Origin of the sequence: Acetobacter orientalis, from assembly GCF_000963965.1 — a bacterium.
Taxonomy (GTDB): domain Bacteria; phylum Pseudomonadota; class Alphaproteobacteria; order Acetobacterales; family Acetobacteraceae; genus Acetobacter; species Acetobacter orientalis.
In genome coordinates, this window is record NZ_BAMX01000002.1 from 33,776 (window position 1) to 52,879 (window position 19,104).

The 19,104-nt window shown below is 50.2% G+C and carries 18 protein-coding genes; 10 read left to right on the plus strand and 8 right to left on the minus strand.

Features of this window, described 5'->3' with window-relative positions:
- Positions 1 to 220: 220 nt before the first annotated feature.
- Genes cydD through Abor_RS00700 form a run of 5 tightly spaced genes read left to right on the plus strand, consistent with a single transcriptional unit; the run spans position 221 to position 6,637 of the window.
- On the plus strand, positions 221 to 1,915 hold the full coding sequence (gene cydD / locus Abor_RS00680) for a thiol reductant ABC exporter subunit CydD (RefSeq protein ID WP_048839915.1): 1,695 nt from the start codon (positions 221 to 223) through the stop codon (positions 1,913 to 1,915).
- Entirely contained in the window at positions 1,912 to 3,603 is a 1,692-nt protein-coding gene (cydC, locus tag Abor_RS00685) for a thiol reductant ABC exporter subunit CydC (protein WP_048839916.1), read from the plus strand. The genes cydD and cydC overlap by 4 nt, the downstream gene beginning before the upstream one ends.
- Positions 3,604 to 3,652: 49 nt before the next feature.
- Positions 3,653 to 5,263: a cytochrome ubiquinol oxidase subunit I gene (locus Abor_RS00690; protein ID WP_048839917.1), complete on the plus strand. Its 1,611-nt coding sequence runs from the start codon at positions 3,653 to 3,655 to the stop codon at positions 5,261 to 5,263.
- Between the two features lie 24 nt (positions 5,264 to 5,287).
- Entirely contained in the window at positions 5,288 to 6,427 is a 1,140-nt protein-coding gene (gene cydB, locus Abor_RS00695) for a cytochrome d ubiquinol oxidase subunit II (protein WP_048839918.1), read from the plus strand.
- A gap of 18 nt (positions 6,428 to 6,445) precedes the next feature.
- Positions 6,446 to 6,637, plus strand: a complete 192-nt coding sequence (locus Abor_RS00700; protein WP_048839919.1) for a hypothetical protein — start codon at positions 6,446 to 6,448, stop codon at positions 6,635 to 6,637.
- A gap of 163 nt (positions 6,638 to 6,800) precedes the next feature.
- On the opposite strand, the gene Abor_RS00705 is transcribed toward Abor_RS00700, so the two are convergent.
- From Abor_RS00705 to Abor_RS00720, 4 genes are all read right to left on the minus strand, one after another.
- Positions 6,801 to 8,468, minus strand: coding sequence for a SulP family inorganic anion transporter (locus Abor_RS00705; RefSeq protein WP_084594298.1), 1,668 nt, complete (start codon positions 8,466 to 8,468; stop codon positions 6,801 to 6,803).
- A gap of 188 nt (positions 8,469 to 8,656) precedes the next feature.
- Entirely contained in the window at positions 8,657 to 9,040 is a 384-nt protein-coding gene (locus Abor_RS00710; protein ID WP_048839920.1) for a wnt family protein, read from the minus strand.
- 164 nt (positions 9,041 to 9,204) lie between these two features.
- Positions 9,205 to 9,999, minus strand: a complete 795-nt coding sequence (locus tag Abor_RS00715) for an SDR family NAD(P)-dependent oxidoreductase (protein WP_048839921.1) — start codon at positions 9,997 to 9,999, stop codon at positions 9,205 to 9,207.
- Positions 10,000 to 10,120: 121 nt separating this feature from the next.
- Positions 10,121 to 11,581: an aminotransferase class V-fold PLP-dependent enzyme gene (locus Abor_RS00720; RefSeq protein ID WP_048839986.1), complete on the minus strand. Its 1,461-nt coding sequence runs from the start codon at positions 11,579 to 11,581 to the stop codon at positions 10,121 to 10,123.
- Positions 11,582 to 11,698: 117 nt separating this feature from the next.
- Between Abor_RS00720 and Abor_RS00725 the strand changes: the two genes are divergently transcribed.
- Positions 11,699 to 12,160 carry an Lrp/AsnC family transcriptional regulator gene (locus tag Abor_RS00725; protein WP_048839922.1) on the plus strand — a complete coding sequence of 154 codons (462 nt, stop codon included), beginning with the start codon at positions 11,699 to 11,701 and terminating at the stop codon, positions 12,158 to 12,160.
- A 12-nt stretch (positions 12,161 to 12,172) separates the two neighbouring features.
- Complete coding sequence (gene arsC, locus Abor_RS00730; RefSeq protein ID WP_048839923.1) at positions 12,173 to 12,529, plus strand: arsenate reductase (glutaredoxin); 357 nt, start codon at positions 12,173 to 12,175, stop codon at positions 12,527 to 12,529.
- A 68-nt stretch (positions 12,530 to 12,597) separates the two neighbouring features.
- On the opposite strand, the gene Abor_RS00735 is transcribed toward arsC, so the two are convergent.
- Entirely contained in the window at positions 12,598 to 13,713 is a 1,116-nt protein-coding gene (locus Abor_RS00735; RefSeq protein WP_048839924.1) for an S-(hydroxymethyl)glutathione dehydrogenase/class III alcohol dehydrogenase, read from the minus strand.
- A gap of 334 nt (positions 13,714 to 14,047) precedes the next feature.
- Between Abor_RS00735 and Abor_RS00740 the strand changes: the two genes are divergently transcribed.
- Positions 14,048 to 14,635 carry a GcrA family cell cycle regulator gene (locus Abor_RS00740; protein WP_048839925.1) on the plus strand — a complete coding sequence of 196 codons (588 nt, stop codon included), beginning with the start codon at positions 14,048 to 14,050 and terminating at the stop codon, positions 14,633 to 14,635.
- A 122-nt stretch (positions 14,636 to 14,757) separates the two neighbouring features.
- On the opposite strand, the gene Abor_RS00745 is transcribed toward Abor_RS00740, so the two are convergent.
- Complete coding sequence (locus Abor_RS00745) at positions 14,758 to 15,474, minus strand: bactofilin family protein (protein WP_181014189.1); 717 nt, start codon at positions 15,472 to 15,474, stop codon at positions 14,758 to 14,760.
- A gap of 198 nt (positions 15,475 to 15,672) precedes the next feature.
- Here Abor_RS00745 and Abor_RS00750 point away from each other — a divergent pair, with 198 nt between their 5' ends.
- Positions 15,673 to 16,671 (plus strand): adenosine kinase, encoded by a 999-nt coding sequence (locus tag Abor_RS00750; RefSeq protein ID WP_048839988.1) that lies wholly within the window; start codon positions 15,673 to 15,675, stop codon positions 16,669 to 16,671.
- Between the two features lie 97 nt (positions 16,672 to 16,768).
- Here Abor_RS00750 and rnd read toward each other — a convergent pair whose 3' ends face one another.
- Entirely contained in the window at positions 16,769 to 17,974 is a 1,206-nt protein-coding gene (gene rnd, locus Abor_RS00755) for a ribonuclease D (protein ID WP_048839926.1), read from the minus strand.
- Between the two features lie 123 nt (positions 17,975 to 18,097).
- Between rnd and queF the strand changes: the two genes are divergently transcribed.
- Entirely contained in the window at positions 18,098 to 18,568 is a 471-nt protein-coding gene (queF, locus tag Abor_RS00760) for a preQ(1) synthase (RefSeq protein ID WP_048839927.1), read from the plus strand.
- 101 nt (positions 18,569 to 18,669) lie between these two features.
- Here queF and atpC read toward each other — a convergent pair whose 3' ends face one another.
- Positions 18,670 to 19,080, minus strand: coding sequence for an ATP synthase F1 subunit epsilon (atpC, locus tag Abor_RS00765; protein ID WP_048839928.1), 411 nt, complete (start codon positions 19,078 to 19,080; stop codon positions 18,670 to 18,672).
- Between the last annotated feature and the right edge of the window lie 24 nt (positions 19,081 to 19,104).

Below are 19,104 nucleotides of genomic sequence, written 5' to 3' on the forward strand. Positions count from 1 at the left end.
TAAGCGGCCTTATGGTCGCTTTTTTTGTGTGTGAAATGCCATCCACAAAACGGAAATTTATTTCAACATGCTGTTTTTGCTTTATTTTTTGAAAAATCGCCATTCCAGGTGCATAGCTGCCCCGCTTGACACTTAATGATTATGTGAATATGTTTCTAACACTTTATTATTTACATAAAGTATAGTCCTTTTTGGCGGAAAACAGTTCAGGTCTTATGCAATGCGCAGCACGCCCCCCACCACAGAATGGCAGCTTACCGGCTTAACACGCCGCGTAAGTGGCTGGCTGGCTGCGGCAATAGGGCTTGGCGGTTTGGCCGCTGTTTTGTTTGTTTGGCAGCTCAGCACCTTAGCCCAACTGGTAGACAGCCTAACCTTTAAAGGCCAAGGCCTAAGCACTTTACGGGGGGAGTTTCTCAAAACATTTCTGCTCTGTGCAGCAAGTTTAAGCCTGCAATGGGTAGCCGATATGGCCGGTACACACGCTGGGCTGCGTATTAGCACAGCAGTGCAGCAAGACGGTATTGCGCATATTTTTAAGGCAGGGCCAGTCGGGTGCGCAACACAGGCCACAGGCCAACTGGTTACCACCCTTACCGAAAGCACAGCCGCTTTAACCCCTTATTTTGCACAGTATTTGCCACGCGCCGCCATGATGGTGATTTTGCCGTTACTCATACTAGGCGTAACCCTGCACCTTGATAGCTGGAGCTTTATTGTTCTGCTCTGCACCGGCCCGCTTGTGCCAGTGTTTATGGCACTGGTTGGCTATAGCGCCCAAGCCATTATGGACCGCCAATGGGTTAACTTGGTTATTATGGGTGCAAGTTTTCTCGATAACCTTACAGGGCTTCGGACACTCCGGCTTTTTGCACAAACCCAAAGCAGCGCAGCCCGTATGGCTGCCCAAACAGAAGCCCACCGCAGCGCAACCTTTGCCGTTATGCGCGTGGCCTTTTTAACCTCTGCAGTTTTAGAGTTTTTTGCCAGCCTCTCTATTGCTTTGGTAGCCGTACTTTTTGGCGCACGCCTGCTACATGGCACGGTAGATTTTCGGTCTGCTTTTCTAGTGCTTTTGTTAGCACCAGAATATTTTATGCCGTTAAGAGCCTTTTCTGCCAGCTACCACGCAAAGCAGAATGCAACAGCAGCAGCCAAGCGCCTTTCTGCTCTCTTTGCGCTCCCCACCACCATACAACCGCGCGCCAATAAGCCAGAACGGCAAAACAAGGTACAGGCCACACTCTTAACATGCGCACCGTTTTCTGTTGCCTATCAAGGGGCAACACCACAACTCAGCAGCCTAGAAACACGGTTTCAGGTCGGTGGCCTTAGCATTTTAAGCGGAGAAAGTGGCGCTGGAAAAACAACTTTTTTAAGAGCAACCCTTGGCTTTTTACCTTTGCCAGAAGGTAGTCTGAAATTTTATGATGCAAAGGGCCAAAGCTTACCGCCAGACACATGCCGTATGGCATGGCTGCCCCAAAAACCCCTTATGGTGTTTGGCAGTATCGCCCAAAACCTGCGCCTAGCTGCTCCAACGGCAAGTCAAATGCAGCTTGAAAAAGCCTGTGCACAAGCAGATATTCTTGAATTTATTAACAGCCTACCAGATGGGTTTAATACATTTATTGGAGATAGGGGCAGCCTGCTTTCTGGTGGGCAGCTTAAACGCCTTGCGTTAGCGCGTGCTCTTTTGGGCAACCCCGATGTGCTGTGCCTAGATGAACCCACAGCTAACCTCGATGCACAGAGTGCAGGCCATATTATTCAAACACTTTTGCACTGTGCAAAAACCCGCATTGTTATTGCCGCCACCCACGATGCCAGACTGAGCGCCCACGCAGCGCAGATAATGCTGGTTGAAAATGGGCAGATCTTCCCCCTTTCCGCTGAGCAAAAGGTGGCATCATGAAAATACTGAACATCCCTCAAGTATTTTCCACAAAAGTACGCTGGCCTCTTATTGGCGGTATTGGTCTGGCTTGCCTTGCTGCGCTCGCTAATTTTGGCCTGCTATTTCTTTCTGGTTGGCTTTTAGCTGGTGCAGCAGTTGCAGGGTTGGGGGGCGTTGCTGCCCAGCGGGCGTTTAATATGGTGTTGCCTGCCACAGGGGTACGCTTTTTTGCAACGCTGCGCATTGTGGCCCGTTATGCTGAACGCCTTATAACCCATGATGCCGCACTGCGTATTATTAGCCAGATACGGGCCAAGTTTTACGCCCATATTGCACCCTTAGCCCCTGCGGCCCTCAACACACAACGCAGCGGCGACCTATTAAGCCGTTTTGTGGCCGATACAGACCGGATTGGCCAGTATTATACAGATACAATTGTGCCTTATATACGTGCCTTAGTTTGTGGCTGTGTTTTTATTGCCATTTTTGCACTTTTTTCTAAAGCAGTCGCATTCAGTGTAGGTCTGTCTTTTATCGTGTGCGGGCTTTTTGTGCCGTATGTAACCGGGGTTGTGTCAGACAAAATTCTGCTCCGAGCAACAATGTTGCAAAACAAACTACAAGCAGACTTAACCGATACCATAAATTGCTTAGGAGAGTATCTGAGCTTAGGGGCCGCCCAAAGGCAACAAGAGCACTTAGCACATAGCCAGACACAAATTACAACGTTGCAGTGCTACCTTGCTGCAACACAAAGTGCTGCCAAAGCCATTACCGGGCTGTGCGCAACAGCAACAAGCCTAGTTGTATTGTATTATGCAACGCAAGGTCTGCTAACCCACACTCTGTCTTTACCACAGGTGCCTATGCTGGTTTTAGGCTGCCTTGCGGCTTTTGATGTGCTGGCCCCATTACCCGCAGCCCGCCAAAGCCTAGGGGCTGCCCGGTTAGCAATGAAACGCCTTGAAAGCGCCTGCACTACCCCTATATGCAGCGCCCCGCACACAGCTACCAACACACCCAATGCCCCTTACACCCTCAAACTTCATGATATTTCTTTTAAATACCAAGAAGAAAAAGAATGGGTTTTTAACCATGCCACACTCAGCATTCAATCGGGTGAACGCGTAGCCCTAGTTGGCCCTTCTGGGAGTGGTAAAAGTAGCCTTATTAACCTTCTATTTGGTTTCTACCCTTATCAAAACGGGCAGGCTTCTTTTGGTGGTGCAGACTTACACACCATGCGCGCAGAAACACTCGCGGGCTATATTGCCGTAGCAGGGCAAGACTTTCACCTTTTCAGTGGCACAGTGCGTGACAACCTGCTGCTTGCTAATGCACAGGCTACTGAACAGGAAATCTGGAATGCACTTGAAACAGTGCAACTGGCAGATTTTATAAAAGAGATACCCCACGGGCTGGACACCTTTGTGGGTAATGAAGGGCTTTGCCTTTCTGGTGGGCAGGCCAAACGGCTGAGCATTGCTCAAGCTCTGCTCCGTAAAACCCCTTGGTTAATTCTTGATGAACCAACAGAGGGGCTCGATGCACAAACTGAACAGGCCTTGCTGGAAAACCTTATGCGTGCGCGGCCAGATGCCACTTTTGTGTGCCTGACCCACCGCCCTGCGGTTCTTCCATTCATGACCCGCGTTTTGCAGATCAAAGACGGGATGTTCTCCCCACTACAGGAGGAACAAGCATGACATAACGCCCCCTTATTTCATTCTTTTTCTTCTAAAGGACTTTACAAAAATGGATCTTATCAACCCCACCGTTGTTGATCTTTCGCGGTTTCAGTTTGCACTAACTGCCTTATATCACTTCATGTTTGTGCCCCTAACCTTGGGCCTTACCTTTATGCTTGCCGCCATGGAAACGGTTTACGTCGTAACCGGGCGCAAAATTTATAAAGAAATGGCCCAATTTTGGGGTAAGCTTTTTGGCATTAACTTTGCCATTGGTGTGGCCACCGGTATCACCATGGAATTTGAGTTTGGCACCAACTGGTCAATGTATTCCCGCTTTTTTGGGGACATGTTTGGCACGCCACTCGCCATTGAAGGGCTTATGGCCTTCTTTATGGAATCAACCTTTGTGGGGCTGATGTTCTTTGGCTGGGACAGATTAAGCAAACCCGCCCACCTTGCTGTAACGTATCTGGTAGCCCTGGGCTCTAACCTGTCTGCTCTCTGGATTTTGGTGGCAAATGCCAGCATGAACGTGCCTGAAGGGGCACATTTTGACCCAGAAACCATGCGTATGCAGTTTGACAGCTTTGTGCACGTTGTCTTTAACCCAGATGCACAATCTAAATTTGTCCATACTTCTGTGGCTGGTTACGTATCTGCTGCACTCTTTGTTATGGGTATTAGTGCTTTCTATATTCTGCGCGGCCAACACAAGCAGTTTGCAGCACGCTCTTTCCGTATGGCGGCCCTTTTTGGTATTATTTCGACGGTTGCTGTCATTACCCTGGGTGACGTGCTTGGCCGCATGGACTATGAAAAACAACCCACTAAAATTGCAGCGATTGAAGGGCTATGGCACACAAGTAAGCCCCCTTATGAACCTTGGATTTTGGCAGCCCTACCTGATGATGCCAAACAAGAAAACCACTTTGAAATTGGTGTGCCGTTTGTACTAACCCCCCTTATTGCACACGACTTTAACACCCCCATTACTGGCCTGCATGAGCTTGAAGATGCCGCCGAACCCCGTATCCGCTCCGGGATTGAAGCCGTCTCTGCCCTGCGCCGCTATGGTGAAACCCACCAACAGGCTGACCTTGATATCTTCCACGCCCATGAAAACGATATGGGTTATGGCTTTTTGGCCACCCGCCATGCACCTGGCCAAGATGTAACGGCCATTCCCGCCGCAGCGCTAGACCAAGTTGTTCAGGAAACAAAACCCGATATTTTACCAAATGTTTTTGTAACATTCTGGGCTTTCCGCCTTATGGTTTTCTTGGCGTTATACTTCTTTGCGCTGTTTGCCATTTCTTCTTATGTTAGCCTCAAGAACAAACTTGAACGCAACAAACTGCTGCTCCGTTTGTGCATGTGGTCTATCCCGCTGCCTATTTTGGCAACAGAATTTGGCTGGATTACCGCAGAAGCTGGCCGCCAACCTTGGACAGTTTTTAACAAGCTACCCACCTTTATGTCTGCCTCTACGCATAGCGTGTCTTATATGCTGTTCTCTCTGGCTGGTTTTGCAGTGCTCTACAGTATCTTTATTGCGGCCGAACTGTACCTGATGTTCAAATTTGCACGCCTTGGCCCAGAAGCACACGACACCCCACATGACAGCGCAACGCCTACGCACCTGCACGCTGTTTCTTCTGCTCCGGCAGCACACTAAAACTGCTGAAAGAGAGTGCCTGTTATGGAACTTTACGTTATTCTTAAACTCATATGGGCAACCATATTGTGTGTGCTGCTTATTGGCCTAGGGCTTATGGTCGGCATGGACATGGGGGTTGGCACCCTGCTACGCTTTGTTGGCCGCAATGATGGAGAGCGCCGCACAGCGCTTAATATTATTGGCCCACATTGGGACGGTAACCAAGTTTGGTTTATTTTGGGTGGTGGCGCTATTTTTGCGGCGTTTCCAACACTCTATGCCACCTCTTTTTCTGTGTTTTATGTGGTTATGATTCTGCTGCTGTTCAGCATGATTTTACGCCCTGTCGCCTTTGAATACCGCTCTAAAGCAGACAGTAAACTGTGGCGCGCAAGCTGGGACTGGGTTTTTCTGGTTTCTGGTTTTCTGCCCATGTTTATTTACGGTGCCGCCTTTGGCAATATTCTAGAAGGGGTGGGTTACCACTTTGGCTGGAACGGCCAGTATTACCAAGACGACTCTTTTTTCTCTTACCTGCTTAGCCCGTTTGTGGTGCTATGCGGCCTGATGTCTGTCGCACTCAGCGTCTATCAGGGCGGCGTTATGCTTATGCTACGCAGTGAAAACCCTATTTACGACCGGGCACAACGTTACGCGACACGCGGCGGTATTCTTGCGGCTGTGCTGTTTGCTATTGGGGGCGTTTTCATAAGCCGTATGAAAGGTTTTATGATGACAGAGCCTGCCAACCCCGCCATGCCAGCAAACCCGCTCCATGGCCAACATGTTGCCCATACAGCAGGTGCTTGGTTACATAATTTTACCGCACACCCAGTTTTATGGGTGCTACCGCTTTTGGGCCTTACCAGCATGGTGCTGGGCACAGTTGCTGTACGCCACAATAAGAGTGTTGTTGCGTGGTGGGTTGGCTTGGGGTCTTGGGTTGGCACTATTGGCACTGTTGCCGCTGCTATGTTCCCGTTCTTTATGCCCTCTACCACAGCACCAGACCAAAGCCTGACAATCTGGAATAGTTGTGCCAGTGCTTATGGTTTAACTTGTATGCTTGTTGTGGCACTCATCTTTGTGCCGCTTATTCTGTGCTATACCTCATGGTGCTATTACGTCATGCGCGGAAAAGTGCGCACGGCAGATATTATCCATGATTCACACAGTTATTAGATAAGGAAGGGCATAGACATGGTAATTCTCCGTTTAGCCGGCTTGGCTCTTGTCCTTGTTATATCGCTTTTGTTTGCCGTTTTTGTAGGTGACCAAGGGCCATGGTACTTCGCATGGGTTATTGGTACAGTCATGATTATTTTGATCTCTGGTGCCGGAGCCATTTTGTTTGATGCACAAACAGACGATTCTGCTGAGAGTGAGGTTTAAGCTATGATGGGTGACCTTGAAGGAATAATTTTATTTATTCCGTTTGTATATCTTGCACTTTTTTGTGCTGCATACCTTTTCGGGCGCAAACTTTTCCCGTAAGATAACTGTGTTCTGACAAAACAAAGTCTCGCACAATCCGCCTTCATAATTTTACTCCGGTCTAGTTATGAAGGCGGGCTGCTGCCAACGCAGTATGCAACTGCGGAAATATATTTTCTTCCCCCACAATATCTGAAATACAATGCCGTTTCATGTCAGCATGTAAATACTGGCTGACACGGCCAAAAATAATATGCACCCTGCGCTGCGCAAGGTCTGCCAATAAGGTACGCACAGCAAGTGCTGCTGAATAATCTATATCTGTAATCGCACTGGCATCTACGACCACACAGGTAACGGGTGGTTGGGTTAAGAGTGTTATTTCATCTACAAAGGTTACGCAGTTTGCGTAAAATAGGTCTGCACAAAAACGATAAATAACTAAACCGGGTTCAGATTGTGTGCCGGGCTTTACTGGCTCTGCCTCGAATAGGTCTGTTTTGGGGTCTCTCTTTAAAACAAGTGTATGCGGCTTATAGCTGTGCCTGACATGCCTAAATAATGAAAGCGCAATAGCTGCAAAAATACCTTGCTCTACCCCCAAACCCAGCACAATGGCCCCTGTTATAAGAGCCAGCCAGAACTCACCAGGGCTTTCGCGCCGTATGCGGTTAAGTGCTCCAACATTAACCATGCCCACCCCAACATTAAAGACAATAGCAGCAAGAATGCAGTGCGGTAGGTAACGTAAGGGAGCTGTAAAAAATAAAAGAACACACAGCGTAAGAACCGAAAAAATACCTTGTGCCAGTTGGCTACGCGCACCCGCTTTAAGGGCCATGGCTGTTTGCGTGGGGCTGCCATTAACAACAAATGTGCCACTTACAGCCGCAGCAAGATTGGCAACGCTTAACCCTAAAATATCTCTGTTTTCATCTACTGTTTCATTAAACATATTTGCCGCTGCACGAGCCGTTGCTGCACTTTGCGCAATAATGACAAACACGCACGATGTAGCAACTGGCAAAAGGGCCAAAAGGTCGTTCCATGCTACGTGGGGTAAATGCAGCTTTGGCAAGCCTCCAGCCATTGGCCCTACTAAACTGACCCCATGCGTCTGTAATGGCAAAGCCCACCCGCATACAATGCCACACACTACCACCAACAGCGCCCAGGGCACGGCTTTATTTAACCGCTCTGCCCCCCATAAAAACAAGCTGGCACCAAAAGCACAGGCCGCTGTGAGGGGTACGGCGTGGGGTAACAGCTGGAGCAGGCTCCAAACCTGCACCACAGTATTGCGTGATGAAATACTGAGCCCCAACATATCAACCAGCATAGCGCACGCTACCTGTACGCCCACCCCAGCCATAAACCCTACCAACACTGTACGAGACAAAAAGTCTGCTAAAAAGCCAAGTTTAAAAAAACGGGCCATAAGCAAAAAGAAGGCACTTAAAAGAGCCACCATGCCCACAAGGTCTTGGTAGTAGGGGCTGCCTAACGGCGCAATTTCAGACAAGGCGCTTGAAAAAATAGCGGCTGTGGCAGAGTCTGCGGCCACAACAAGGTGCTTGGATGAGCCAAACACACCAAAGGCCATTAAAGGCAGTAAAACCGTATACAGCCCTGTAACAGAAGGCATGCCCGCAATACGCGCATACCCTAAAACCTGCGGAATGGTCATAGATGCTAAAGAAAGCCCCGCTACACCCTCTTGCCACCACCGTGCGCACCGCTTTGCTGTGCACAAGCCTGCGAGACTTTGAAGGAGGTGGGCTGCTCTCATGGCGGGTGGCCTTATCTGCTCTTATGTTCTGTCTTACCCATTGTTTAGCAACACATTATTTTACAAACCAGAGAGCATAAAAAACAGGCTGCCTGAGTATGACCCCAGACAGCCTGTTTTGAGAACGAATAAGGAGGCGTGTAAAACGCTTTATGAAGGTTTATGACACACCACACCCTCCATGTGCTTTACCCTGAATGCGTTGTGCGCGCCTCTTTTTCATCTTGCCTACACGCTGCGGGCAACACCTCTGTTAAACTTGCAAGCGCTGCTTTGTGAGAGAGGCCACTTTGTGCAGCTACATGCTCTATTACGCTAGGTGGCAAGAGTTTTTGTACAATATCTTCTGTGGTAGCAGCGGGCCTGCGCTCATGCTGCCAATGGGTAAGAGTTGCGCCCAAACCGTGAGCCTGCGCATTATGGCGCACAGCGCTGCGCCCTGCCTCGTTATTATGTTCTAAATATGTTACGAGTGCTGAGAACAGACCAGACTTGTCGTTGCCTGCGGCTGTCAAAACATCTGCGGCTTTGGTCATGGCAGAGGAGAGTTGTTCAGTTTTTGAAGCTGTCATTTTTCTTCTCCTTCACTTTCTGCGTAGGGTGTTATTTGCACTGTTATTTTTACAATCATAAAGTCTAAAAATAGACTTTCATGCAAAGCACCTACGCCATTCGGTGGCTATAATTTTTCTAACGCATAAAACAGCTAAGGTGTTGCACAGAATTTTTCTATTTTTTAAAATATAGTTTCAAGAATGCCACCTTCAACGCGCAAAGCGGCACCAGAGGTCGCCGATGCCTCACGCGACGCGACATATAGAATCATGTTGGCTACTTCATCAACTGTTGCAAATCTTTGAATGAGGGAAGAAGGGCGCTGCTGCATCACAAAATCATGCCCCACTTGCTCAAGAGAGCGGCCTGTTTCTTTCATTTTTTCGCGCAGCATCTCTTTTGCACCATCAGACAATGTTGGCCCTGGCAGAACAGAATTTACTGTAACACCCGTTCCTGCCATACGTTTTGCTAAACCGCGTGAGAGAGCAAGCTGCGCGGTTTTAGAGAAACCATAATGAATCATATCTTGCGGGATGTTTTGTGCAGATTCTGAGGAAATAAAAATAACACGGCCCCACCCTTTTTCTTTCATAGAAGGGAGATAGGCGCGTGCTAACCTAACACCAGACATCACATTAATATCAAAATATTGCTGCCATAATTCATCTGGCGTTTCAAAAAAATCTTTAGGCCCATAAATGCCGACGTTGTTTACCAAAATATCGCAGTGCGGGTGTGCTTTCAGGAGGCCATCACACCCTTGCGCTGTACTGAGGTCACCAACATATGCCTCAATTTTTGCACCGGGCACAGCATCTTGCAGTGCTTTTACTGCTTTTGTGCAGGCTTCTTCCTTACGGCCATTTATAACAACATGCGCCCCCGCCTGCGCCAACCCTTTTGCTGTCGCAAGGCCAATACCTAAGGTTGAGCCTGTGACAATCGCTTTTAGAGAAGAAAGGTCGAACCGCATAAGGGAATGCTCCTTTTGGTATCTGGTGCTCTGGGCAAAGCCGGTTTGGGCACGCTACTGTGTAAACCGTAGCGTGCCTGTTACATGCTCAACACAACACATCAGACCCCAAAGGGTTCATTCACAGATCGAGTTTGTGGCGAAAACGTGCCGTTGCGGCATCGCACTGGTAGGCTGGTATAAAATGTGCAGAAGAATTCGCTAACTCGTTAACCGCATCTATAATATAGCGCACTTTTTCATCGCTCATTAGTACGCTAAAGTTGAGCCTTACCCAGCCGGGTTTTTCAAGCTCATGCCCGGCATGCAACGCTTGCAACAACACATGGGAGGCATCTTGCTCTATCTCAAGCAGTCTATGCGCATATGGCCCTGCACAAGCACACCCCCCCCGTGCCTGAATGCCAAACCGGTCTGACAGCATACGTGTAAAAAGCTGGTGGTGCACCAGATTACCGGCATCGTCTTTCACACAAAAAGAGAAAATAGGTAAATGCTCTGTCGCGTTAGTATTACCTAAAATACGCAAATGCGGGTTAGACTGCCAGCTTGTAAAAACCTGCTGGTATAGCTGTTTATTACGCGCTTCCATACCATGCTGTAAGAGCGCGTCTTTTACCAAAAAACAAAAAGCTGCGCGAATATTACCAACACCATTAGGGGTACCCGCTTCTTCTCGGGCAACAATGCTGGCAGAATATTCATGCCCCCAAGGAGAGACAAATTTAACAGTGCCACCACCCGGCAGGCTGGGGTTAAGGGTTTTAACCGCCCCTTCTCTGACAATAAGCACACCAGATGCCCCCGGCCCCCCTAAAAATTTATGGGTAGAGACTACAACAGCATCTTTTTCAAACTCTGTACCATGCTGCATGGTAATGGGCAGATAAGGGCCAGCTCCGGCATAATCCCACACGGCAAGAGCTTTGTTTTTTTTCAAAATATAAGTGACAGAATCAGTATTTGTTACAATACCTGTAACGTTTGAGGCAGCGGAAAACGCCCCGATAACCAAACGCCCCGGCTCTACTGCTTTGAGGTAGCTTTCAAGATAAGCCAGATCTGGCCCACCAGAGGCGGCTTCTGGAATTTCATGTAATTGCGCTCCACTTTCGCGCCATGGCAGAATATTTGAGTGGTGCTCATACGGGCCAATAAGCACTAACGGCTTTTGGCCAGCTTTTACAGCGTCGTGCACACCCAGCAAATGCACAAGGCGATTAAGGCCCGATGTCGCACCATCTCCAGAAAAAATGGTGGCGTAGCCCTGCTCTGCCCCGCATATACGCGCAATTGTCTGCCGTGCTGCTGCACGCAACCGGTTCATGACCTGCCCACACAAAGAAGCCTCTGTGTGGCTGTTCGCATAATAGGGCAAAACCTCTTGCATAATGGTTTGCTCTATAGCCCCTAAGGCCCGGCCAGACGCCACATAGTCTGCATACACTAAAGGCACGGTACCGTACGGGCCCTTAACAGACAGACCATCGCCTATAATATCGTGCCCAAGACGGTGCAGCACATCGCCCTTATTAAGGGTTTCAGCAAAGCGTGAAAAAAGGGTTTCTGACGAAGTGTGCATGAGAGAGGCCATGTTTGTATGAAAATAACGGGATACCCCACAGACTAGTTTTTTCCTGCCAAAAAGGTTCCTCTATTTTTTGCTTGTAGGGCTATAAAACCAATCATATGATAGGGTATGCCTTACAAATTAGACCATCTTGATCGGGCTTTATTGCGTGCTTTGCAACAGGATGCCTCGCTCTCTCAACGTGATTTGGCAGAGCGGGTTGGCATGTCGCAAAATGCCTGTTGGCGGCGGTTGCACGCTTTACGCAGCGCAGGCGTACTACAAGGCCAAACCGTATTGCTCGACCGTAAAGCAATAGAGATGGATTTAACGGTTATTGTTTTGGTTAAAACCCGCCACCACGCCAAAGAATGGTTAGACAACTTTAAAAAAGTTATTCTCTCCATTCCCAATATTGTCGATTTTTACCGCATTGCGGGAGAGTATGACTATATGCTGAAAATTGTTGCGCGGGACATGAACGCGTTTGATGCCATTTACCGCAAAATGATAGAAAATATCGATATTGACACCGTAACATCTTACATGGCCATGGAGGCCATTGCAGATAACCGCCCGCTCCCTCTTTAAAAAGGTTTTTGTATGCAGGTTACACTCTACCATAACCCCGCGTGTGGCACATCGCGCACTGTATTGGGTATAATCCGTGATGCTGGCATTGAGCCAGAAATTATTTTGTACCTAAAAACTCCACCCAGCCGTGAAACCTTACAACAACTAGCGCAGCAAAGCGGCCAGCCTGTACGCACGCTGCTACGACAAAAGGGGGAACTGTACGAGAAACTGGGTTTAGCAGACGAGACCGTGTCTGACGCTGCCATTTTAGACGCCATTGCCACCCACCCAGAGCTATTAAACCGCCCTGTTGTCGTAAGCCCCCTAGGCACACGCGTATGCCGCCCCAAAGAACTGGTTTTGGACATTTTACCAAAACCATAAAACTCAATACGTAACTAAAACACTCTAAAAAGAGGCCCAATTTGGGCCTCTTTTTTTACAAACTTGGCTTAGTATTCAACAACGGTACGAATACTCTCGCCTTTTGTCATCATATCAAAACCCTCGTTAATACGCTCAAGAGGCAGTTTATGGGTAATCAGATCATCAATATTGATCCGATTTTCCATGTACCAATCAACAATTTTTGGTACATCTGTGCGGCCTCTGGCCCCGCCAAAGGCAGAACCAATCCAGCGGCGGCCTGTTACAAGCTGGAAGGGACGGGTGCTAATTTCCTGCCCGGCACTTGCCACCCCAATAATAGTAGAAACGCCCCAACCACGATGCGCACATTCAAGCGCTTGGCGCATAAGTGTGGGGTTACCAACACATTCAAACGTATAGTCTGCCCCACCCCCGGTCAGCTCAATCAGGTGGCCAACAAGGTCGCCCTGCGGGCCAAGGTCTTTAGGGTTTACAAACTCTGTCATGCCAAACTGGCGGGCAATTGTTTCACGCGCGGGGTTAATATCTACACCAATAATACGGTCGGCCCCCACCATTTTGGCCCCTTGGATAACATTAAGGCCAATGCCGCCTAAGCCAAACACCACAACAGTTGAGCCAGCCTCTACCTTAGCCGTAAACAGCACAGCCCCAATGCCGGTGGTTACGCCGCAGCCAATGTAGCAAACCTTGTCAAACGGGGCATCGTTACGAATTTTGGCCAATGCAATTTCGGGCAGCACTGTATAATTGGCAAAGGTAGAGCAGCCCATATAATGGTGGATAGGCTGGCCTTTAAAAGAAAAGCGCGATGTGCCGTCTGGCATAAGCCCTTTGCCTTGCGTGCCCCGAATAGCCGTGCACAGGTTGGTTTTACGAGACAGGCAAGATTTACACTCACGGCATTCTGGGGTGTAGAGCGGAATAACGTGATCACCCGGTTTTAAATGCCTGACACCCGGCCCGACCTCTACCACCACGCCAGCCCCTTCATGCCCCAAAATAGCCGGAAAAAGCCCTTCAGGGTCTGCACCAGAAAGCGTGTATTTGTCTGTATGGCACAGGCCGGTGGCTTTAATTTCTACCAGCACTTCACCTTCTTTGGGGCCTTCAAGCTGTACGGTTTCAATTTCCAGCGGCTTACCAGCGGCAAATGCTACGGCGGCTCTTACGTCCATTCCAGACTTCCCTTTGTTCCAAACGACACCATCAGGCTGCCAAAAACTTAAACGGCCCCTCTACTTGGTGGCAAACTCTATACGGTAAACTTTGCTTCACATCTCTTTTAACGCGGCACTATTTCGTTATGGCAATAGAGTATACCAGACAAGCCTTACAGCCTAAGACCACCTATGCCCCCTTTGCAAAAGCCTCACGGCACGGTGGTATGGCTGTACCCCGCACGATTTTGCGGCTTTCTCCTTGAGGTAAGGCGGTTCTGGCTTTACTATGCACCCCAAAGAAGCAAATTTGCTTCAACTGTTTGATGACAGAACGAAAAGGTGGCTGTGAATGGAGTGGACCGAGGAAACAATCTCCCGGCTCAGAGAGCTATGGGCAGAAGGTCTTTCAACAGCTGAAATAGGCCGTAGGCTCTCCATTACCAAAAATGCCGTTGTGGGCAAGGCACACCGCCTGAGCTTGCCACCGCGCCCCTCTCCCATTCGTCGGGGTGAGAAAAAGCAACCCGCAGCCACGCCAAAAGCCGCAGCACCTGCTGCTGCCAGCCCCACTAAGGCAGAGGCTACGCCAGAGCAAACCGTGCAAGCTGTAACGGCCCCGGTTGCCGCACCACAGGTAGAAAAACCTGCGCAAGCCGCCACGGCCCCACAGGCTGCCCCAGAAAAACCGGCTGCTAAAGTTGAAAAACCAGCCGCAGCGCCCCGCACACCCGCTCGGCCTAAACCGGCCATAAGCCGTATTTCTGACCCAGAGCCAAAAAAACGCCGTGGCCCAACGTGCTGCTGGCCAATTGGTGACCCCGGCACACCGGGTTTCCATTTTTGTGGGGCAACGCCACTACCCGGCAAACCCTACTGCGCAGAGCATGCTCAAATTGCGTATGTAAAACTACGGGACAGGCGCGATAACGTAGCCTGATAATGTAGCAGGCTTACTGCTTTGCTACAGAATACTGGCCTGAAATAAGGCCAGCTTTCTCCCCCTTCTTTCTTACCTGCACGCACTAAGAAAGAAGGAGGAAATACCCAAAAATTTAGGGCTTAGCCTTCGCTGGCTTTGTCTGCCGCTGGGGCAGTAACAGAGGGCTTATTGGCGCTGCTGTCATCTGTCAGCATTTCAAGCTGGCCGGTAATCTGGCCACCATCTTCTACTTTCAAGCGACGGCAGGCAGCTTTACCAAGCAAACGGCCCGTTGCACGCAGGGTAAGACCACCACGCGCGGTAAGCGAGCCATCAACCGTGCCAGCAATTTCTGCGCTTTCCACTTCCACACCACCACGGAACAAGCCACCGGGCATAACCACCAGCTCTTTGGCAGAAATCATGCTGGATTCTACGGTGCCTTCTACCACCAGACGCTCTGCATCCTGCACGGTGCCCTGCACGCTAATGCCACGGCCCACAACAAGCGTGCGCTGCTCTGGCACATCTTTTTTAGGCTGTGCCTGCTGTGGCAAACCACGCCCAGCGCCAGGAATGGGTGGCATGGCAGAGCCAGGCGAAAGAGGGGAACCGGGGGGGAGTGGTGCACGACCCATTGAGGTCTCCTTTGCTGCATCAGGACGAGTAGAAGCTGGGGCATTACCGCTGCCAGACGCAGGCGGTGTTGCACCAGACGAAGAGGAGGAAGAGAAGAGAGAACCAAAAGCACCCGCAGGGTTGCCAGCACCCGGCTGGCTGGCATTTTGGCCAGAGCTTGATGCTGCCGGTTTGGTTTCTTCAGGTTTGCGTCTTTTGAACAAGAACACCCCCGCCATGCTGGCTGCCGTTTTAAGACAGCGGATTTACAAATACCTTTAAGCACCCACATCGAAAAATCTAGCAGGCAACTTAAATGTTATACAGCCGACACATATGGCGGCAAGAACTGCATAGTGCTTCCTGTTGCCCTTTTTATGGCAGCAGGCTACCCGAAAGGGCGTTACTTTTATTTTTTTCAGGAAAATGCCTCTGTCATGACTGTTTCTGAGACCAAATACGACATTCTGGGCATAGGAAATGCCATTACCGATATTTTGGCCCATGTTGAGCCTGCCTTTTTAGAGCAGCAAAACCTGACCCCCGGCAGCATGACCTTAATTGATGCAGACCGTGCAGATGCCCTAACCGCCAACCTCAAAACAGAACGTGTTATGGGTGGTGGGTCTGCGGCCAATACCTGCGTTGTAGCAGCACAGTTTGGTGCGCGCGTTGCCTATTTGGGGAAAGTAGCACGCGACAACGCGGGCGAAAAATTTACCCAAGACCTGCGCGAAAACGGCATTACTTTTCCCTCTGCCCCGCTAGATGGGCATGTAACAGATAATCTGCCAACTGCGCGCTGCGTGGTTATGGTCACCCCAGATGGCCAGCGCACCATGGCAACCTACCTTGGGGCCTGCACCCATTTTACAACCGATGATGTGCTAGAAGAAACCATTGCAGCCTCCCGCATTGTGTATCTGGAAGGGTATCTGTTTGACCCACCGCACGCACAAGAAGCCTTCCGCCGTGCAGCAACTCTGGCCCATAATAACGGTCGCCAAGTTGCCCTTTCTCTCTCAGACCCGTTCTGTGTTGGCCGCCACCGTGAAGCATTTTTAGATCTGGTACGTGGGCACATTGATATTTTGTTTGCCAACGAAGACGAAATTTGTGCGCTGTACGAAACAGAAGATTTTGAAAAAGCCGCACAGCACACTCTGCAAGATACAACCTTTGCAGCTCTTACCCGCTCTGGCTTAGGCAGTGTGGTTATTCATGATGGCCAAATGACCAAAGTTGACCCCGTGCCAACACAGGTTGTGGACACAACAGGCGCGGGCGATGCCTACGCAGCAGGCTTTTTAGCGGGGCTGACCACAGGCCGCACTCTGCCAGAATGTGGCCGTCTGGCTTCTGTTGCTGCGTCTGAAATTATTTCGCACGTTGGCGCACGGCCCCTGTCCAATATCTGGCAGGAAATGGGCTTCTAAAAAGCCTAACACATACCGTTTTCTTTTCCTCTTCTGGAGGAAGAGAAAAGGGCGTAGGCCGTTTTTACGAACGGTCTACCACACACAAAAAATATTTTTATTTTGGCGCTGTCAGCTGCGTTGGCAGAAGAGCAACTTTGCCGCCTTTAACAGCCAAAGCAATATCCCCATTCCGTAAAGCCAGTGCGGTGTCACCAAACACACGCTTACGCCACCCCGTTAACAGGGGGTTGGCCTGTGTTGGGTCTAGGGCCAAGGCTTCTAGGTCTTCTGGAGACGCCACCAATTTGGGGGCCACATCGTGCTCTTCGCAGCAGGTGGCCAGTAATACCTTTAGCATAGCCATAAGCGCCCCAGAGGGTTTGGGAGCATCTTTGCTGCGGCCTTTAGGCAAACGCGGCAGTTCAGAATCTGGCAGGGCCTGCGCCGTCTTAACGGCCTCTATCATTGCCAGGCCAGTGCGGCCTTCTGCCAAACCACGCGATACGCCGCGCACGCGGGCCAAGGCATCAATGGTTGTCGGCACGGTGGCTGCTATTTCAAGCAGGCTTTCATCTTTTAACAAACGCTGCCTGGGCACATTAACGCGTTGGGCTTCACGCTCACGTAGGGCCGCTACCCCGCGCAATACCCCGAGCATACGACGGTTATTGGTACGGGCGCGTAAACGCTCCCATTGTTTTTCGGGGTCTGGCCTAAAGGTGGCTGGGTCTGCCAGTTCAGCCATTTCAGCCGAAACCCACTCAAGCCGTTTTTCCTGCTCCAGCTTTTTAATGAGGCGCTCATACACAACGCGCAACCACGTGACATCCCCCGCAGCATACGTAAGCTGTGCCGGAGAAAGTGGACGGGCCGACCAGTCTGTAAATCTGTGGCTTTTATCAATAGCGTGGCCGGTAAGTGAGCCTACTAAGCTGTCATAGCCTACTTGGTCGCCATAGCCTGCCACCATAGCAGCTACCTGTGTATCAAACACAGGGCTTGGCAGGGCATCAAACAAATGTAGAAAAATTTCTAGGTCTTGCCGGGCGGCATGAAAAACCTTGAGCACAGCCGTGTCGGCCATAAGCTCTGCCAATGGGGTAAGGTCTAACTCTTCTGCCACGGCGTCAATCAACACCACTTCCCGCACGCCACCAATCTGGACAAGGCAAAGCTCTGGCCAGTAAGTGCGCTCACGCATGAACTCGGTATCAATGGTCAGAAACGGTTCATGGCGCAAACGCGCAAGAGTTTCTGCCAGATCTTCCGTAGTGGAAATAAGGCGGGGCTGGGGGAATGCAGGGGTGGAAGATTTAGCCATACGTCCTTCATACACAACCTGCGCAGAAAAAGAAGCCAACGCAGGAAGCCCAAAGCCGGAAAAACTTGACGAAACAGGCCAGAGCTTCGACATCGTGACACAACACACCAGAAAGGACACACCATGACCGCCTCTGATGATGGCAGCGCTGCACTTACCCAGCTTGGCCGCCACACCCCAGCACCCAATAGCCCAGAAGAAGCCGTGCTTGAGCGCGTGCCTGCACCCTACCCCGGCAAACGTTATTTGGTACGGTTTACCGCGCCAGAATTTACCTCACTCTGCCCCGTAACCGGCCAGCCCGACTTTGCCCATATTGTGATTGATTACGTGCCTGACCAATGGATTGTAGAGAGCAAATCTCTCAAGCTATTTCTTACCAGCTTCCGTAATCATGGTGCCTTTCACGAGGCTTGCTCTGTGCAAATTGCCACCACGCTGGTTGACCTGCTCTCACCCGTATGGCTGCGCATTGGGGCATATTGGTACCCCCGTGGCGGTATTCCGATTGATGTGTTCTGGCAAACAGGGGCACCACCAGCCGATGTCTGGATTCCGTCTCAAGACGTGCCAACTTACCGGGGGCGCGGTTAAAAAACGCCCTCGTATGGAGCACTTTAGAAAAATGCCCCATAAAAAAAGCCACCTTAATGGTGGCTTTTTTATTCCGATACAGGCTTAGACCAACACGCTTTTTAAGCGTGTGTGCTCCCTGCTTCAATTTCAGCCCGGACAGCAAGAATTTTATCTTGCAAGACATCCAGACGAGACATGTCTGTTTTATCAGCCTTGTCCCATGCTTCAGTCAACGCTTCGAGCGCTGCTGTTGCATTATCAATAGAAATTTCGCTTACCGGCTCTGCTCGATCAGCAAGGATCGTGCAGCGCGTTGCGGTGATGTCTGCAAAGCCGCCACCAACAAAGAAGCGGTCTGTTACCACACCGTTCTCGTGCAGAGAAACAACACCACCACGCAAAAGAAGCATCATGGGAGCACGATCAGGCATGGCGGCAATATCACCTTCCATACCCGGAAGTACTGCCATTTCGACTTCCCGCGATACCAGAACCTTTTCAGGGCTGATAATCTCGACCTGGACTGGCATGAACGTGCTCCTTTCGGAAAATCG

What these genes read in the sequence shown, in the direction of transcription:
- Abor_RS00720 (WP_048839986.1), bottom strand. Translation starts at nt 11,581, where the DNA reads ATGCACACTTCGTCAGAAACCCTTTTTTCACGCTTTGCTGAAACCCTT.
- atpC (WP_048839928.1), bottom strand. Translation starts at nt 19,080, where the DNA reads ATGCCAGTCCAGGTCGAGATTATCAGCCCTGAAAAGGTTCTGGTATCG.
- Abor_RS00690 (WP_048839917.1), top strand. Translation starts at nt 3,653, where the DNA reads ATGGATCTTATCAACCCCACCGTTGTTGATCTTTCGCGGTTTCAGTTT.
- cydB (WP_048839918.1), top strand. Translation starts at nt 5,288, where the DNA reads ATGGAACTTTACGTTATTCTTAAACTCATATGGGCAACCATATTGTGT.
- queF (WP_048839927.1), top strand. Translation starts at nt 18,098, where the DNA reads ATGACCGCCTCTGATGATGGCAGCGCTGCACTTACCCAGCTTGGCCGC.
- Abor_RS00710 (WP_048839920.1), bottom strand. Translation starts at nt 9,040, where the DNA reads ATGACAGCTTCAAAAACTGAACAACTCTCCTCTGCCATGACCAAAGCC.
- cydC (WP_048839916.1), top strand. Translation starts at nt 1,912, where the DNA reads ATGAAAATACTGAACATCCCTCAAGTATTTTCCACAAAAGTACGCTGG.
- Abor_RS00740 (WP_048839925.1), top strand. Translation starts at nt 14,048, where the DNA reads ATGGAGTGGACCGAGGAAACAATCTCCCGGCTCAGAGAGCTATGGGCA.
- cydD (WP_048839915.1), top strand. Translation starts at nt 221, where the DNA reads ATGCGCAGCACGCCCCCCACCACAGAATGGCAGCTTACCGGCTTAACA.
- Abor_RS00745 (WP_181014189.1), bottom strand. Translation starts at nt 15,474, where the DNA reads ATGGCGGGGGTGTTCTTGTTCAAAAGACGCAAACCTGAAGAAACCAAA.
- Abor_RS00700 (WP_048839919.1), top strand. Translation starts at nt 6,446, where the DNA reads ATGGTAATTCTCCGTTTAGCCGGCTTGGCTCTTGTCCTTGTTATATCG.
- arsC (WP_048839923.1), top strand. Translation starts at nt 12,173, where the DNA reads ATGCAGGTTACACTCTACCATAACCCCGCGTGTGGCACATCGCGCACT.
- Abor_RS00725 (WP_048839922.1), top strand. Translation starts at nt 11,699, where the DNA reads ATGCCTTACAAATTAGACCATCTTGATCGGGCTTTATTGCGTGCTTTG.
- Abor_RS00735 (WP_048839924.1), bottom strand. Translation starts at nt 13,713, where the DNA reads ATGGACGTAAGAGCCGCCGTAGCATTTGCCGCTGGTAAGCCGCTGGAA.
- Abor_RS00750 (WP_048839988.1), top strand. Translation starts at nt 15,673, where the DNA reads ATGACTGTTTCTGAGACCAAATACGACATTCTGGGCATAGGAAATGCC.
- Abor_RS00705 (WP_084594298.1), bottom strand. Translation starts at nt 8,468, where the DNA reads ATGAGAGCAGCCCACCTCCTTCAAAGTCTCGCAGGCTTGTGCACAGCA.
- rnd (WP_048839926.1), bottom strand. Translation starts at nt 17,974, where the DNA reads ATGGCTAAATCTTCCACCCCTGCATTCCCCCAGCCCCGCCTTATTTCC.
- Abor_RS00715 (WP_048839921.1), bottom strand. Translation starts at nt 9,999, where the DNA reads ATGCGGTTCGACCTTTCTTCTCTAAAAGCGATTGTCACAGGCTCAACC.